This is a genomic window from Streptomyces sp. NPDC001728, from assembly GCF_040297565.1.
Classification (GTDB): domain Bacteria; phylum Actinomycetota; class Actinomycetes; order Streptomycetales; family Streptomycetaceae; genus Streptomyces.
Window position 1 is genome coordinate 158,019 of sequence record NZ_JBEOZK010000001.1, and the last position, 16,278, is coordinate 174,296.

The 16,278-nt window shown below is 70.2% G+C and carries 14 protein-coding genes and 1 pseudogene; 6 read left to right on the top strand and 9 right to left on the bottom strand.

The annotated features are described in order from the left end of the window. The first annotated feature begins 238 nt into the window (after nucleotides 1-238). Nucleotides 239-1,258 carry a helix-turn-helix transcriptional regulator gene (locus ABT154_RS00700; protein WP_351851086.1) on the top strand — a complete coding sequence of 340 codons (1,020 nt, stop codon included), beginning with the start codon at nucleotides 239-241 and terminating at the stop codon, nucleotides 1,256-1,258. Nucleotides 1,259-1,365: 107 nt separating this feature from the next. Here the strand turns inward: ABT154_RS00700 and ABT154_RS00705 are convergent, their stop codons facing one another. The 4 genes from ABT154_RS00705 to dnaK are packed head-to-tail and all read right to left on the bottom strand — an operon-like array spanning nucleotide 1,366 to nucleotide 5,524. Beyond that, the gene (locus ABT154_RS00705; protein WP_015034631.1) at nucleotides 1,366-1,809 is read right to left on the bottom strand and encodes a heat shock protein transcriptional repressor HspR; all 444 of its coding nucleotides are present in this window, start codon (nucleotides 1,807-1,809) and stop codon (nucleotides 1,366-1,368) included. A gap of 4 nt (nucleotides 1,810-1,813) precedes the next feature. Next, on the bottom strand, nucleotides 1,814-2,998 hold the full coding sequence (gene dnaJ / locus ABT154_RS00710) for a molecular chaperone DnaJ (protein WP_351851090.1): 1,185 nt from the start codon (nucleotides 2,996-2,998) through the stop codon (nucleotides 1,814-1,816). Nucleotides 2,999-3,035: 37 nt separating this feature from the next. After that, nucleotides 3,036-3,683, bottom strand: coding sequence for a nucleotide exchange factor GrpE (gene grpE / locus ABT154_RS00715; RefSeq protein ID WP_351851093.1), 648 nt, complete (start codon nucleotides 3,681-3,683; stop codon nucleotides 3,036-3,038). Then, nucleotides 3,683-5,524 (bottom strand): molecular chaperone DnaK, encoded by a 1,842-nt coding sequence (gene dnaK, locus ABT154_RS00720; RefSeq protein ID WP_317873088.1) that lies wholly within the window; start codon nucleotides 5,522-5,524, stop codon nucleotides 3,683-3,685. The genes grpE and dnaK overlap by 1 nt, the downstream gene beginning before the upstream one ends. A gap of 213 nt (nucleotides 5,525-5,737) precedes the next feature. On the opposite strand from dnaK, the gene ABT154_RS00725 reads away from it, so the two are divergent. The 3 genes from ABT154_RS00725 to ABT154_RS00735 all read left to right on the top strand — a co-directional run bounded on the left by ABT154_RS00725 (nucleotide 5,738) and on the right by ABT154_RS00735 (nucleotide 9,780). Further along, nucleotides 5,738-6,253, top strand: coding sequence for a sugar transferase (locus tag ABT154_RS00725; RefSeq protein WP_351851096.1), 516 nt, complete (start codon nucleotides 5,738-5,740; stop codon nucleotides 6,251-6,253). A gap of 117 nt (nucleotides 6,254-6,370) precedes the next feature. Beyond that, nucleotides 6,371-8,653, top strand: coding sequence for a (Fe-S)-binding protein (locus ABT154_RS00730; RefSeq protein ID WP_351851098.1), 2,283 nt, complete (start codon nucleotides 6,371-6,373; stop codon nucleotides 8,651-8,653). A 182-nt stretch (nucleotides 8,654-8,835) separates the two neighbouring features. Next, a complete protein-coding gene (locus ABT154_RS00735; protein ID WP_351851100.1) occupies nucleotides 8,836-9,780 on the top strand; it encodes a Yip1 family protein in 945 nt (314 codons plus the stop codon). 82 nt (nucleotides 9,781-9,862) lie between these two features. Here the strand turns inward: ABT154_RS00735 and ABT154_RS00740 are convergent, their stop codons facing one another. The 3 genes from ABT154_RS00740 to ABT154_RS00750 all read right to left on the bottom strand — a co-directional run bounded on the left by ABT154_RS00740 (nucleotide 9,863) and on the right by ABT154_RS00750 (nucleotide 12,896). Then, on the bottom strand, nucleotides 9,863-10,597 hold the full coding sequence (locus ABT154_RS00740) for a response regulator (RefSeq protein ID WP_351851103.1): 735 nt from the start codon (nucleotides 10,595-10,597) through the stop codon (nucleotides 9,863-9,865). Then, nucleotides 10,594-11,877: an ATP-binding protein gene (locus tag ABT154_RS00745; protein ID WP_351851105.1), complete on the bottom strand. Its 1,284-nt coding sequence runs from the start codon at nucleotides 11,875-11,877 to the stop codon at nucleotides 10,594-10,596. The genes ABT154_RS00740 and ABT154_RS00745 overlap by 4 nt, the downstream gene beginning before the upstream one ends. 206 nt (nucleotides 11,878-12,083) lie before the next feature. Further along, entirely contained in the window at nucleotides 12,084-12,896 is an 813-nt protein-coding gene (locus ABT154_RS00750; protein WP_351851107.1) for a M23 family metallopeptidase, read from the bottom strand. A gap of 485 nt (nucleotides 12,897-13,381) precedes the next feature. Between ABT154_RS00750 and ABT154_RS00755 the strand changes: the two genes are divergently transcribed. Further along, nucleotides 13,382-13,621, top strand: a complete 240-nt coding sequence (locus tag ABT154_RS00755) for a hypothetical protein (protein ID WP_351851109.1) — start codon at nucleotides 13,382-13,384, stop codon at nucleotides 13,619-13,621. A 368-nt stretch (nucleotides 13,622-13,989) separates the two neighbouring features. Then, nucleotides 13,990-14,268, top strand: a pseudogene (locus ABT154_RS00760) (recombinase family protein); the annotation flags it as partial. 506 nt (nucleotides 14,269-14,774) lie between these two features. Here the strand turns inward: ABT154_RS00760 and ABT154_RS00765 are convergent. After that, on the bottom strand, nucleotides 14,775-15,284 hold the full coding sequence (locus ABT154_RS00765; RefSeq protein ID WP_351851111.1) for a phosphoribosyltransferase: 510 nt from the start codon (nucleotides 15,282-15,284) through the stop codon (nucleotides 14,775-14,777). Between the two features lie 13 nt (nucleotides 15,285-15,297). Continuing rightward, complete coding sequence (dcd, locus tag ABT154_RS00770; protein WP_055642613.1) at nucleotides 15,298-15,873, bottom strand: dCTP deaminase; 576 nt, start codon at nucleotides 15,871-15,873, stop codon at nucleotides 15,298-15,300. Nucleotides 15,874-16,278: the final 405 nt, after the last annotated feature.

Here is a 16,278-nt window from a genome sequence, read left to right on the forward strand (position 1 = left end):
CACGAGGGCTCGCCCGGCCCTGCCACGGAATGCGCCGGGGTGCTCTCCCACGAGGGCTCGCCGACGGCGAGTGCGCCGAGAGCAGCCGCCGCAACGGCTATGGCGCTAAGTGCACGAACCATCCTGGTCATGGCCGATCTCCACCTCTTTTGATCACTACCTCCCCCCCGCGAGTAAGACGATGGCTCACTCCCGACCCTTTCCACCAGCCAACCCGGGCATCATGTTCCTGTAATTCATGACCCTGAGGGGGGTGCAAATGAGGCGAGAATGCGACGAGTCCGGTCATAAGCACAGTCACGGTGAACTATGCGACGTGGGCAAGGAGCTCTATGCGAGTGCGCTCCGCACCGGCCGCATAGCCCGGGCGGACGCCGAAGCGGCCCCCTGCCTCAAGGAACTGTCCCTCCTCCACCCGGACCCGGACGACGGCGAGTGGCTGCACCCCGTGCCGCCCTCGATCGCACTGAACCAGCTCGTGCATCCCATCGAGCAGGAGATACAGGTCCGCCGGCAGCACGCCATCGCCCTGGCCGACGCGTTCGAGCCGTTCATGGCGATCCACACGCAGGATCCTTCCGGCGCCCAGGCCATCACGGTTCTCGAAGGCCTCAGCGTCATCAACGCCACCCTCGACCGGGTCATCAACGAGTGCACGGTCGAACTCCTCACCATCCAGCCCGGCAGCGGCCGCCGCCCCGAGACACTGGAAGCCGCACTGCGCCGCATGGAACCGCTCCTGGACCGGGGCGTCCGGATGCGCACGCTCTACCAGCACACGGCCCGACACCACCCCGCCACCCTCGCCTACGTCGAACGCGTCGCCCCCTACGGGCTCGAACTGCGCACCCTGGAAGAGATCGTCGACCGGCTGATCATCGTCGACCGCAAGGTCGCCTTCGTGCCCGCGCGCAGCGACCGCCAGGTCGCCCTGGAACTGCGCCACGAGGGCCTCGTCCAGTACCTCGTCGGCGTCTTCGACCAGTTCTGGCTGCACGGCGTGCCCTGGGAGGAGGAGATCCCCTACAGCCCCTCCGTGGACGGCATCGGCGGCGTCCAGCGCTCCATCGCCAAACTGCTCGTCGAGGGCCATGTCGACGAGGCCATCGCCCGCCGCCTCGGCATGAACGTCCGCACCTGCCGCGCCCACATCGCCAAACTCGCCGCCACCCTCGGCAGCGGCAGCCGCGCCCAGCTCGGCTACCTCATCGCCCAGTCGGGCATCCTCGACCGGGCGCCGGACCAGAAGGACGTCTGAGCGGGGAGCCATCCGGCACCCGGCATCCGGCCCCGGCCCCGGCCCCGGCCCACGGCAACGCACGAGGCCCCCTCCACACCCGTGGAGGGGGCCTCGTGACCGTCGTCCTACTCGCCGCGCTTGGGGCGCCAGACCACCAGTGCGCTCGCCTGCTGCACGTCCTGATACGGCACCAGATCGCGCCGGTAGGAGGCGTGCACCTGGGCCTCGCGCTGCCGCATCGCCGCCGCCGCGCCGTCGACGGCCGCCGACAGCTCCGCGATCCGGCTCTGCAGGGCGGCGACCTGGTTCTCCAGTTCGATGATCCGCTTGATCCCGGCCAGGTTGATGCCCTCGTCCTGCGACAGCTGCTGCACCTGGCGGAGCAGCTCGATGTCACGGGCCGAGTAGCGCCGGCCGCGGCCGGCCGTACGGTCCGGGGAGACCAGACCGAGACGGTCGTACTGCCGCAGGGTCTGCGGGTGCAGACCGGAGAGCTGGGCCGCCACCGAGATGACGTACACCGGCGACTCGTCGGTCAGTTCGTACGGATTGCGTCGGCGCCCGTCCACCGGGTCACGCTCCCTTCGCGGCCTGGAACAGCTCCGCCCGGGGGTCCTCCGAGGCGGTCGCCTCGCGGTAGGTCTCCAGGGCATCGCGTGCCTTGTCGTCCAGCTCCTTCGGCACCGCGACCTCGACCGTCACGAGGAGGTCGCCGCGGGTGCCGTCCTTGCGGACCGCGCCCTTGCCCCGGGCACGCATGGTCCGGCCGTTCGGAGTGCCCGCGGGCAGCTTGAGGGTGACCGCGGGGCCGCCGAGGGTCGGCACCTTCACCTCGCCGCCGAGCGCCGCCTCCGTGAAGGAGACCGGCACGGTGACGGTGAGGTTGTCGTCCTTGCGGCCGAAGACCGGGTGGGTGTCGACGTGCACGACGACGTACAGGTCGCCGTTCTGCCCGCCGCGCTCGCCCGGCGCTCCCTTGCCCCGCAGCCGGATCTTCTGGTTGTCGCTGACGCCCGCCGGGATGCGGACCTGCATGGTCCGGGAGGACTTGGCCCGGCCGCTGCCCTTGCAGACCTCGCAGGGGTTCTCCGCGATCAGACCGCGGCCCTTGCAGTCCACGCACGGGTCGGTCAGCGAGAAGCCGCCGCCGCTGCCGCGCGAGACCTGCCCGGTGCCGACACAGGTCGGGCACACCCGGGGGGTGCCGTTCTTGTCGCCGGTCCCCGAACACGCCGTGCACGGCTGCTGGCTGGACATCCGCAGCGGTACGGTCGCGCCCTCGATGGCCTCGGTGAAGCTGAGCGTCACCTCGGACTCGATGTCCTGGCCGCGCCGCGGCTGGGTACGGGTGCCCCCGCCGGAGCCGCGGTTGAACAGGCCGCCGAATACGTCCCCGATGCCGCCACCGCCGCCGAAGCCACCGCCGCCGCCGGGGCCGCCCTGGGCGCCTCCGAAGAGGTCGCCCAGGTCGAAGTTGAACGAGCCGCCGCCGGGTCCTCCCGGCGGCCTGAAGCCCCCGTTCCCGAAGAGGGCGCGGGCCTCGTCGTACTCCTTGCGCTTCTTGGGGTCGCCGAGGATGTCGTTGGCCTCGGAGATCTCCTTGAAGCGCTCCTCGGCCTTGGTGTCGTTCTTGTTGGCGTCCGGGTGGTTCTCGCGGGCGAGCTTCCGGTACGCCTTCTTGATCTCGGCCTCGGTGGCGTCCTTGGGGACGCCGAGAACCTTGTAGTAGTCCTTCTCGACGAAGTCCTTCGTGCTCATCGACGTCCCTCCTTCCGGACTGCTCCGGTGATCGCTGTTACTCGCTGTCCTTCTCGGACTTGTCGGACTTGTCGGCGTCCACCGACTCCTCCGCCTTGGCCGGAGCCGCGCCCGGCTGGGGCTCGGCGACGGCCACACGGGCGGGCCGGATGGTCCGCTCGCCGATCCGGTACCCCGGCTGCAGGATCGCCACGCACGTCGTCTCGGTGACGTCCGGCGCGTACGAGTGCATCAGGGCCTCGTGGATCGTCGGGTCGAAGGGCTCGCCCTCCTTGCCGAACTGCTGGAGGCCCATCTTGGCGACGACGGTCTCCGTCGATTCGGCGACCGACTTGAACCCGCCCACGAGCTCACCGTGGTCCCGGGCCCTGCCGATGTCGTCGAGCACGGGCAGCAGCTCGCTCAGGAGGCTCGCGACGGCGATCTCCTTGACCGTGACCCGGTCCCGCTCCACGCGGCGGCGGTAGTTCTGGTACTCGGCCTGGAGCCGCTGGAGGTCCGCGGTGCGCTCGTCGAGCGCGGTACGGGCCTGGTCCAGCTGCGCCAGGAGGGCTACGTCGGTAGCGTCCCCGGCCGGGGCCGCCCCCTCCGCCTTGTCGGCGGAGGCAGCGGCCTCGGTCTCCTCGGGCGTGCCGTCGGCGGGGACGTCGGGCTTCTCCTCGAAGCCCGGGGTCTCCTTCGACATCAGGCAGCGCCACCCTTCGGCTTGTCCTCGTCGACGATCTCGGCGTCGACGACGTCGTCGTCGGCCGGGGCCTGCTGGCCCGCGTCGCCGCCGGCGGCCTGGGCGCCCTGGGCGTCGGCGTACATCGCCTGGCCGAGCTTCTGGGAGACGGCCGCGACCTTCTCGGTGGCCGTACGGATCTCCGCGGTGTCCTCGCCCTTGAGCTTCTCCTTCAGCTCGACGAGCGCCGTCTCGACCTCGGCCTTGACGTCACCGGGGACCTTGTCCTCGTTGTCCTTGAGGAACTTCTCCGTCTGATAGACGAGCTGCTCGCCCTGGTTGCGGGACTCGGCGGCCTCGCGGCGACGGTGGTCCTCGTCCGCGTACTGCTCGGCCTCCTGGCGCATCCGGTCGACCTCGTCCTTCGGCAGCGAGGAGCCGCCGGTGACGGTCATCTTCTGCTCCTTGCCCGTGCCCAGGTCCTTCGCGGTCACGTGCATGATGCCGTTGGCGTCGATGTCGAAGGCGACCTCGATCTGCGGGACCCCGCGCGGGGCCGGCGGCAGACCGGTCAGCTCGAACATGCCGAGCTTCTTGTTGTACGCCGCGATCTCGCGCTCGCCCTGGTAGACCTGGATCTGGACGGACGGCTGGTTGTCCTCGGCCGTCGTGAAGATCTCGGACCGCTTGGTCGGGATCGTGGTGTTGCGCTCGATGAGCTTGGTCATGATCCCTCCCTTGGTCTCGATGCCGAGGGACAGCGGGGTCACGTCGAGGAGCAGGACGTCCTTGACCTCACCCTTGAGGACACCGGCCTGGAGCGCGGCGCCGATGGCGACGACCTCGTCCGGGTTGACGCCCTTGTTGGCGTCCTGACCGCCGGTCAGCTCCTTGACGAGCTCGGCGACGGCCGGCATACGGGTCGAACCACCGACGAGAACGACGTGGTCGATCTCGGAGAGGTTGATGCCCGCGTCCTTGATGACGTTGTGGAACGGCACCTTGCAGCGGTCGAGCAGGTCCGAGGTCAGCTGCTGGAACTGGGCGCGCGTGAGCTTCTCGTCCAGGTGCAGCGGGCCCTCGGCGGAAGCCGTGATGTAGGGCAGGTTGATCGACGTCTCGGTCGAGGACGACAGCTCGATCTTCGCCTTCTCCGCGGCCTCGCGGAGACGCTGGAGAGCCATCTTGTCCTTGGCCAGGTCGACGCCGTGGCCGTTCTGGAACTGCGTCACCAGGTAGTCGACGACGCGCTGGTCCCAGTCGTCACCACCGAGGTGGTTGTCACCGTTGGTGGCCTTCACCTCGACGACGCCGTCGCCGATCTCCAGGAGGGACACGTCGAAGGTGCCGCCACCGAGGTCGAAGACGAGGATCGTCTGGTCGTCCTTGTCGAGGCCGTACGCGAGGGCCGCGGCGGTCGGCTCGTTGACGATGCGCAGGACGTTGAGGCCCGCGATCTCACCGGCCTCCTTGGTGGCCTGGCGCTCGGAGTCGTTGAAGTACGCCGGCACGGTGATGACCGCGTCGACGACCTTCTCGCCCAGGTAGGCCTCGGCGTCGCGCTTCAGCTTCTGCAGGATGAAGGCGCTCATCTGCTGCGGGTTGAAGTTCTTGCCGTCGATCTCGATCTTCCAGTCGGTGCCCATGTGGCGCTTGACCGACCGGATGGTCCTGTCGACGTTGGTGACGGCCTGACGCTTGGCCACCTCGCCGACGAGCACCTCGCCGTTCTTCGCGAAGGCGACGACGGACGGCGTGGTCCTGGCGCCCTCTGCGTTGGTGATGACGGTGGGCTCGCCGCCTTCGAGAACGCTGACGACGGAGTTAGTCGTGCCCAGGTCGATGCCGACCGCACGTGCCATTTCGATTCCTCCAGCTGACGTACTTGAGTGGATCTGACTCAAGGATGCATGACCGACCGGAGTACGTCAACAGACCTGAGTCGGGTCGACTCAACTCTTCACCCGTAAGGACGCTCACAGGACCACTCGCAGCGCGCGTCCTCCCCCATTCGCCCGGGTTCGCATGAGAGAGTCCGGACATATCCCAGGATTCCCGCCGGAGGGTGTGACCGCATGACGGCGAAGCGCGCGTTCGACCTGGCGGGCGGGATGCTCCTGCTCCTCGCCCTCTCGCCGCTGATCGCCGGCACCGCCCTGTCCGTCACCCTCGGCGGCGGCGGCGCGGTGCTGCGCCGCCGCACCGTGGCGGGTCTCGACGGCCGGCCCTTCACCATGCTGACCTTCCGCACCAGGGGCCCGCTGGCCGCGCTGCCCCTGCTGCTGCACGTGATCGTGGGCCGGATGTCGCTGGTCGGACCGTGTCCGCTGACCCCGGGCCACCGCGAGTGCGCGGGCGAGGGCCGCCGCCGGCTCTCCGTACGCCCGGGGCTGACCGGCCCCTGGCAGATCAGCGGTCGCTCGGACCTGCCGTGGGAGGAGCGTGAGCTGCTCGACCTCCACTACGTGGACCACCACTGGCTGGGGATGGATCTGACGATCCTGGCGCGTACGCTTCCAGCAGTCCGCAGGCGTCGCGCGGCAAGGTTTCCCCGGGTCACACGGACGGTTTCGCCCGTGTCGCGCGGATAGGTCTGCCTGAGCGACACATATCACCGCGAGCGCCGCTACAGCGCGGCGCCGTGACCGGGTAATCTCAGCGGGAACTCAATAAGTTACCGCTTAGTAGGCCCGCCCGAGGAGCCCGTCATGCAACTCGCCGCGATCATCGTGTCGATCGCCATCACGGTGGTGGCCGTCGCGCTGTTCGGCCGCGCCACCGTGCAGATCTACCGCTTCGTGCGGCTCGGTCAGCCGGTACCCGCCGGCACACGCACCGGAGACCCCAAGCAGCGCACCCTCACGCTGGTCAAGGAATTCCTCGGCCACACCCGGATGAACCGCTGGGGCATCGTCGGCTTCGCGCACTGGTTCGTGGCGGTGGGCTTCTTCTCGCTGCTCCTGACGATCGTCAACGCCTTCGGCCAGCTCTTCCAGGCCGACTGGCTGATCCCGATCATCGGCGACTGGCTGCCGTACGAGATCTTCACCGAGTTCCTCGGTCTGATGACGGTCCTCGGCATCGTGACCCTCATCGTGATCCGGCAGCTCAGCAGGCCGACCAAGGCCGGCCGCAAGTCCCGCTTCACGGGATCCAAGACCGGCCAGGCCTACTTCGTCGAGGCCGTCATCCTGATCGTCGGCGTCTGCATCATGACGCTCCGCGCCCTCGAAGGCGTCCAGCACCACGTGACCGGCTGGGAGCCGGGCTTCTTCGCCTCGTACCCGCTGATCGCGCTGCTCGACGGTCTGGACCTGAGCACGATCCAGTACCTCACCTACGGCTTCGCGTGCCTCAAGATCGTCACGTCCTTCACCTGGATGATCGTCGTCTCGCTCAACACCAACATGGGCGTCGCCTGGCACCGCTTCCTCGGCTTCCCGAACATCTGGTTCAAGCGCAACGCCGACGGCTCCACCGCCCTCGGCGCGCTCCAGCCGATGTCCACGGGCGGCCAGGAGATCGACTGGGAGGACCCGGCCGAGGACGCCGTCTTCGGTGTCTCCCAGGTCGAGCAGTTCTCCTGGAAGGGCATCCTCGACTTCTCCACCTGCACCGAGTGCGGCCGCTGCCAGTCGCAGTGCCCCGCCTGGAACACCGGCAAGCCCCTCTCCCCCAAGCTCCTCATCATGTCGCTGCGCGACCACGCGCACGCCAAGGCGCCGTACCTGCTCGCGGGCGGCGGCAAGCTGGATCCATCAGCGCCTGGTGGCGCGGGGTCGGGCAACGAGAAGGCGACCGAGGAGCAGCTCAAGGACGTCCCCGCGTCGGCGATCGCCGAGGCCGAGCGCCCCCTCATCGGCACCGCCGAGGAGAACGGCGTCATCGACCCCGACGTCCTGTGGTCCTGCACCACGTGCGGCGCCTGCGTCGAGCAGTGCCCGGTCGACATCGAGCACATCGACCACATCGTCGACATGCGCCGCTACCAGGTGATGATCGAGAGCGCGTTCCCGTCCGAGGCGGGCACGATGCTCAAGAACCTGGAGAAGAAGGGCAACCCCTGGGGCCTGGCGAAGAAGCAGCGCGTCGAGTGGACCAAGGAGGTCGACTTCGAGGTCCCGATCGTCGGCAAGGACGTCGAGGACCTCACCGAGGTCGACTACCTCTACTGGGTCGGCTGCGCCGGCGCCCTGGAGGACCGCGCCAAGAAGACCACCAAGGCCTTCGCGGAGCTGCTGCACATGGCGGGCGTCAAGTTCGCGATCATGGGCGGCGAGGAGAAGTGCACGGGTGACTCCCCGCGCCGTCTGGGCAACGAGCCGCTGTTCCAGCAGCTGGGCGCGGAGAACGTCGCGATGCTGAACATGGCGTTCGGCGAGGACGACGAGGACGAGTCGACGAAGAAGCCGAAGTCGGCCAAGAAGATCGTCGCGACCTGCCCGCACTGCTTCAACACCATCGCCAACGAGTACCCGCAGCTCGGCGGCGAGTTCGAGGTCATCCACCACACCCAGCTGCTCCAGCACCTCATCGACGAGGGCAAGCTGGTCCCGGTGACCCCGGTCGACGGCCTGATCACCTACCACGACCCCTGCTACCTGGGCCGTCACAACAAGGTGTACACGCCTCCGCGCGAGATCATGTCCGCCGTCCCCGGCCTGCGCCAGCAGGAGATGCACCGCCACAAGGAGCGCGGCTTCTGCTGCGGCGCCGGTGGTGCCCGGATGTGGATGGAGGAGCGGATCGGCAAGCGCATCAACAACGAGCGCGTCGACGAGGCCCTGTCCCTCAACCCGGACATCGTCTCCACCGCCTGCCCGTTCTGCCTGGTCATGCTGACCGACTCGGTCAACGGCAAGAAGAACGAGGGCAAGGCCAAGGAGTCCATCACCGTCGTGGACGTGGCCCAGCTGCTCCTGGACTCGGTGAAGACCCCGGTCGACCCGGAGCCGGAGCGGGAGCCCTCGGAGCCGGAACCGGCCGTCTGAGCCCGAGCCGAGCCTCGGCCGAGAAGGGCCGCCCCGCGTGCGTCGCGGGGCGGCCCTTCTCCGTACTCCCCCGGCCCACCCCCCGAAACCCCTCCAGGACGTCCCTTAGGGGATGTCACAGCTCAGTGGCAAGGCCCGGTCCGGGGAGCGCTCGCACGGCGGAAGCAGGTACGTTCGACGACGTGGCTGGATTCAGGAACGGACGCGGCCGGGACAACCGCCCCCCGCAACAACAACCGCAGCAGGCGCCGTACGGGTACAACGCGGCCCCGCCGCCGCACCCGCAGCAGCAGTGGCCCCAGCAGGGCCCGAACCGGGGCCCTGCTCCGTACGGGCAACAGGACGGGCAGCAGTACGGCGGGCAGCAAGGTGGCCAGCAGTACGGCGGGCAGCAGGGCGGACAGCAGTACGGCGGGCAGCAAGGCGGACAGCAGCCCTACGGCGAGCCCGAGTACTTCGGCGACCCCTACGGGCAGCCGCAGCACCCGCACGCGTCCACGGCGAACAACCCGGGCCACACCCAGATGTTCAGCGTCGACGACCCCTACGGCCAGGCCGGGCCGCCGCCCGCCCCCGTACCCATGGGCCCCCGGCTCCCCTGGAAGGCGCTGCTGAGCGGCATCGTGCTGCGCCCGGCGGATACCTTCCTGCGGATGCGGGACCACGCCGTCTGGGGCCCGGCGCTGATCGTCACCTTCCTCTACGGGCTCCTCGCGATCTTCGGCTTCGACAAGGCCCGCGAAGAGGTGATCAACGCGACCCTGTCGACGGCGATCCCGTACGTGCTGATGACGGCCGTGGGCTTCGTCGTCGGTGGGCTCATCCTGGGCGCGGTCACCCACACCGTCGCGCGCCAGCTGGGCGGCGACGGGGCCTGGCAGCCGACCGTGGGCCTCTCGATGCTGATCATGTCGCTGACGGACACGCCCCGGCTGGTCTTCGCGCTCTTCCTCGGCGGCGAGAACGGCCTGGTCCAGGTCCTCGGCTGGCTGACCTGGCTGGCGGCCGGCGCACTCTTCACCGTGATGGTCAGCCGCTCCCACGACCTGCCGTGGCCGAAGGCGCTGGGCGCGTCGGCGATCCAGCTGGTGGCGCTGCTGAGCCTGATCAAGCTGGGCACCCTGTAGCGACGCGGCACCGTGACCGCGTCACGACGTACGACAAGGCCCCCGCCGGTACACGGTGGGGGCCTTTCCGCTGCCCGGCCGCTCAGCGCGGACGGCCGATGCGCCACCACGCCGTCCGGTCCGCCGGGCCGCCCGCCGGGCCGCCCGCCGTCCGGTCCGCCGGGCGGTCCTCCCAGAACTCCAGGAGGTCGCCCGGCGCGAGACCGAGGGCCCGCTCGATCTCGCCGGGGGTGAGACCGCTCAGCGAGTCCGAGAGCGACCTGGTCAGGTCGTACCAGTAGCCGCGCAGCGTCGACTCGCTCACGAACAGCCGCTTCGCGACCTGGGCGTAGCTCAGCCCCCGGGCCCGGCCGTGCAGGATCTGGCGCTGGCGCTCGCTCAGCAGGGTGATGCAGTCGCGCCGGACGAGCACTTCGAGTATCCCGACGACCGGCTGCGGCACCACGGTGCCTCCGGTGGCGACCTCGTGGAAGAGCCGCTCCGCCCGATCGCACGGCAGGGCCTTGGACACGATGCCGCTCGCGCCCGCCGCGAGGCACGCGGCGAGCACGAAACGTCGCTCCTCCTGGCTGTAGACGCAGACGCGGTAGCCCCGGCGGGTCAGCGCGCGGACGGCGGCGATGCCCTGGCGGACGTCGGGCTGCTGTTCCAGGTTGGCCAGGTGCAGGTCGAGCAGGACGACGTCCACGGCCGGGCCCCGGCGCACCAGCTCCTCCACGTTCGCGGTCGCCGCGACCACGTCGAGGCCGGGCATCAGCAGACCGATCGACTCGCGGATCAGCGAGGCGTCGTCGACGACCGCCACCGTGGGCCTCATGACGCGTCCGCGAGGGCGTCGCGTTCGGCCGGTGGACCGGTCTCCGTCCCCGCCCGGGACCGGACCGTCACGGTCGTCCCCTCCCCCACGGCGGACTCGATCGCCACGCCCAGGCCCCGCCTGCGCAGCTCGCCGACGACGACCTCGCGCAGCCCGACCCCGGCGGTCACCGACGCCGGGTCGAACCCGACGCCGTCGTCGTGCACGCTCAGCGTCCAGCCCTCGCCGCCGTCGAGGTGCACCACCACCTCGTGCGCGCGGGCGTGCGTACGGACGTTCAGCAGCAGGCTGTCGAGGGCGCGCTCCAGGGCCTCGGCCTGCGCGGCGGGGATCCGCAGGTCGGCGCCGAGGTCGAGCAGCGCGACGACCCCCAGGTCGGCGAAGCGGTCGCACGACCGCTCGACCAGGGCGACGAGCCCCGCCGACGGGCCCGCGCCGTCGTCGTACGCCCGCGCCTCGTCGCCCGCGCCGTCGTCGTACGCCCGCGCATCGTCCCCCGCGCGCCCGTCCGGGCCCCGGCCGCGCAGATAGGAGCGCATCCGCCGGAGCTCCACCTCGGCCTGGTCGACGAGCCGGCTGCGCGGGGCGCCGTGGCTCTGCTCGGTCAGCAGGCGCATGACGGCGACGCCGTTGTGCATCATGACCCGGGCCCGCCGCTCCTCCTCGCGCCGGGCCAGCTCCGCGGCCCGCGCGCGCGAGGTGTCGGCGTCGTGCGCGATCCGGCGGGTGTACCCGAAGAACATGCGGGCGACCAGGGCGTACACCACGTAGGTCAGGACGTTGCCGACGGCGGTCGAGATCATGTCGCCGCCCACCTCGCCGCCGAGATAGACCAGGTAGCAGACGGCGACGCCGAGCAGGCTGCCCGCCCAGAGGGCCAGGCCGCGCACGCCGCCCGCCGTGATGACGACGGACAGCGCGTACCCCGGCTGGAAGGCGACCCAGGTACCGAAACGGTCCCCCGGCGCGAGCACCAGGGGACCGAGCACGAGCAGGGCGCAGGCCAGGGCGAAGTCCAGCACGGACACGACCGTCCCCGGCGGCCGTCTGCGCACGAGCGTCACCACGCTCACCGCGACCGCCGCCAGCGCCGCGGCCCCCCAGCACGCTACGTAGGCGGAGGCGTGCGGGGACCTCGCCGCGCCGAGCTGCACCGCAGGGACCATCTGCGCGACGGTGCCGAGCCGGACCCCCGCGGTGAAGTAGGAGAACGCCCTCTCGACGCCGGCCTTCGTCGTGGGCAGGTCCCCGACACGCCGCAGCCCGTTACGGATCCTCATCGTCCTCCTCGGCTCCGGGCGGCCCAGGCCACCGGAAGGTGAGCGGATTCGTCGGGCCGCGGGGCCCTGTGAATGCACGATGAAGATAGTGGAGGAAGGCGTGCGGGGAGGCCGGATCGCGGAGGATGCCCGTCCGGCCCGGCGGTCCCCCGCCCCGCGCCCGCCGGGTGGCCCGCCCGGGGCGGGGCCGGCGGGCGCGGAGGCGGTCAGACGAGGCGGGCGAGCGCCGTCCAGGTGTTGGTCCCCGGGACGCCGTCGACCGGGCCGGTGTAGCCGCCGCCCCGGGCCGTCCTCTGGAGCGCGGAGTACGTGCCCCCACCGGGCGCGCCGTCGAGCGGGCCGGTGTAGCCGTAGCCCCGTACCGCCTGCCGCACACCGAGCCAGGTCCGGCTGCCGGGCACGCCGTCCAGGGGTCCGGTGTAGCCGCCGGCGCCGACGATCTTCTGCAGCGTCAGCCCCTCGCCCTTGACCGGGGGCGGCGTGGACCCGAAGGAGATCGGGTTGCCCCTGACGCCGCTCGGGTTGATGACGTGCCAGTGCAGGTGCGGCCCGGTGGAGTTGCCCGCGCCGTCGGCGCCCGCGGCTCCGCCGGAGAGCCCGACGACCGTCCCGGGGCCCACGGAGGCGCCGTTGGCGAGCAGGAACCTCGACAGGTGCGTGTACTGGCTGCGGTATCCGTCGCTGTGATGGATGGTGACGGTGTGTCCGCCGGTGCCGTTGTACGGGATGTTCTCGATCGATCCGGCGGCGCAGGCGGGGAGCGAGGTCCCCAAGGCCATGCCGAAGTCGACGCCGTTGTGGTTCGGCGGGTCCCACTGGCCGGTGATGGCGTACGCGGCGAAGGGGTTGTAGATCGCGGGGACCGCGTACGCGGTGGAGGGCAGGATGGGGCCGCCGGCGGCGAGCGCTCCGCCGCCCACGACCGCTCCCCGCAGCAGGGTGCGGCGGCTGACGCCGGTCGGGACGTGGGGGTCGTCGTGGCCGCAGCCACGACGGTGCCGTGCCTCGTTCTCGGTCATCGCTTCTCCCTGAGCTGTGGTCTCGGGTGGGGTCCTCAGCGGGTCTTACGGCGGGTCGGGCAGCGGGTCGTACGTACCGGTCTTCCGACGGGTTCGTACGGACGTTCGCGAGCCCGCTCATCCCATCCGGCCGCCCGGGCGCCGACAACCCGACGAACGCGCGGAACCGGGCCCCGAATCCGCGCTTTCGTTGGGTTGCCCGCGCCCGGGCGATGGGGTGGTCTTGACCGGTCCGAGGCCGGGCGACAGCGCAGGGACTCCAGGAGGTCAGGTGCCGATGCGGGTTGATGGCGAGCGACGTCCGGGGGGGGGCGTTCTCGTCGCCCGGCTCGCAGCCGGCGGGTCGGAGACGATCCTCGCCGCTGCGGGCCTGACCGTCTCCTGACCGGCACCGGACCGGTCGTCCGGCCGGGCCGACGGCTCGGTCTTCGTTCGGCGGCGAGCACGGTGGGTGGCTTCGCCGCACCTGACCAGAGGGGTGCGAGTTGACGAGAACGGTCGCCGGGGCTGAGCGGTGCGCTCGCCCGCACGTCACCGACGGTGGTGACGCCGGCTTCGACAACGGCTACGACGGGTACGGCATGCGCCAGTCGCCCATGTTCCGGTCCTGCGATCCGAACAGCTCGCGCGGCACGGCGTACAACGCGTGGGAGGTGTCCGGGGAAGGGCGTCCGGACTGGTCCAGGCCGGTCGACGGCGCGATCGGCGTCAACGGCTGGCAGTGACAGACCGCGGTCCGCGGCTACGGGTACGGGTACGCCGGACCGGTCGACGGACCGCCCGGCACGAAGACGTACAAGGCCGTCCGGGCCCTCGCCCGGGACGGCGACTGCACGGGCCCGCTGGACGGCGTACCGGGCCTTGGCGAACCTGGTCGCTCGAAGCGGCACGCATGGGCGGCGCCGGAGACCGAGAAGGGCCCCCCCCCGGGGGGGGCCTTCCGGGTCTCGCCGGGGGGCGGCTCAGGCGTCGAGCACCTGACCCTCACGCTTGACGACGGGCGGCTCGACCGACCGTGGCAAATGGACTGAATGACGGTAGCAACCTGCTGCGGTACAGACGGACCAGGTCGCGGGCAGGGGAGGCCCCGATCATGGCGCGCAAGGTGGGCGTCTACCCGCGCATCTCGCGTGACGACGAGGGCGAGGCCCTGGGCGTCGCTCGCCAGCGGACGGACTGCGAGCGCCTGGCAGACCTCCGCACCTGGCAGCCGGTGAGGGCCTACGAGGACAACGACGTGTCCGCGTTCAAGCGGAACGTCGTCCGCGACGAGTTCGAGCTGATGCTCAAGGACTTGAAGACCGGCCTGATCGACGGAGTGGTGTCGTACGACCTCGACCGCCTGGCACGCCAACCCCAAGACCTTGAGCGGTTGATCGAGATCTACGACGCGAGCATCAGGTTCTGTCCGAGGCCGAGCAGGCCACTGTCCGGCAGGCCGTCCTGGATCACACCCCGTCTGGCCTGGGACGGCGTATTCGCTCTCGTCCTCTGCGTACCGCTTGACTCCGGCAGGCTGTGGAAGCGCGCCCAGAGATCCCGGTACGGGTCGCGGAGCTTGTACCCGACCGGAGGACAGTTGGGCCAGTGCTGCCGCCACAGCTCAGTCAGAGCCGTTTGTACGCCTCCCACACTTGCCGCACCCGTCCTCGCGCGATCGGCTCCCGTCGACGACCATGATGCCCGGCACCCATCCACCAGCACGTCCGCTTACTTGCCATGTCTCACTTCCGATCCGGTTGTACCGCCCCGGAAGAACCGGGGTCCTCGACCTCCTGGCCGAGGCGCAGGATGGACCGGAAGTGGACGGCAAGAGCAGATATGCGGGCACCGACACCAGCCGGGGGCTGAACGTCGGCACCTACCACCGCTCCAGGGCTACAGTGCTTCCAGGTTCGGCTTGGGCGGCTCGCCCGACTTGCTTACTGGAGGCAAGACGGACCAGGGGAAGTTGATCCACTCGTCGGTCTTCTTCCACACGTACTCGCACTTCACGAGGGAGTGCGACTTCTCGTAGATGACGGCCGAACGGACCTCGGCGACATGGTCGACGCAGAAGTCGTGGACGAGCTTGAGGGTCTTGCCCGTGTCGGCGACGTCGTCGGCGATGAGCACCTTCTTGTCGCTGAAGTCGATCGCGTTCGGGACGGGCGCGAGCATGACCGGCATCTCCAGGGTCGTGCCGACCCCGGTGTAGAACTCCACGTTGACCAGGTGGATGTTCTTGCAGTCCAGGGCGTAGGCCAGCCCGCCGGCGACGAAGACACCGCCGCGGGCGATCGACAGCACGACGTCCGGCTCGTAACCGTCGTCGGCGACGGCCTGCGCCAGCTCGCGGACGGCGAGCCCGAAACCCTCGTACGTCAGGTTCTCGCGTACTTCACTCATGCCTGCGACCGCCTCACACCTGGGTCCGATGGAAGTTCATGAACGAGCGGGAGGCCGTCGGCCCCCGCTGGCCCTGGTACCGGGAGCCGTACCGCTCGCTCCCGTACGGGAACTCGGCGGGCGTGCTGAGCCGGAACATGCAGAGCTGCCCGATCTTCATACCCGGCCAGAGCTTGATCGGCAGGGTGGCGAGGTTCGACAGCTCCAGGGTCACGTGCCCCGAGAAACCGGGGTCGATGAACCCGGCGGTCGAGTGCGTGACCAGCCCGAGCCGCCCCAGGGAACTCTTCCCCTCGAGGCGCGACGCGATGTCGTCCGGAAGGGTGATGACCTCGTAGGTCGAGGCGAGGACGAACTCGCCGGGGTGGAGGATGAACGCCTCGTCGCCCTCCGGCTCGACCTCACGGGTCAGGTCCAGCTGCTCGACGGCGGGGTCGATGTGGGGGTAGCGGTGGTTCTCGAACACCCGGAAGAAGCGGTCAAGCCTCACGTCGATGCTCGAGGGCTGCACCATGGATTCGTCGTACGGGTCGATGCGCACCCGACCGGCATCGATCTCGGCCCGGATGTCCTTGTCTGAGAGAAGCACGCCCCCACGATACGCAGAGGGCGCGGACCTGCCCCAATCGGCAGCCGCCCGCGCCCCGGCACCTCACGGCTCAGCGCCGCCCGGCCTCCACCGGCACCGCGTGCCGCAGCCGCGCACACCGCGGACACCGGATCAGCCGCCCTGGCCCGATCCGCCCGGCCCCGAGCTGCTGAAGCGGGAACGAAGCGGTACTGAACACGTGCCCCTCGGCACAACGGACGACGGTGCGCTCCATCGAACCCATCAAGTCCCTTCCCCTACACATGCGGTGGACGAGCAGCCACATTAGGGGATGAAGAGGACACCCTCCAGACGGCACTCCGCACACGAAAAGGCGTGAGCTTCGCCTCAAGTGGACCATGGGGTACAGTGTGCAACGATGCGGCAGGGATCATCCAGCCGCTC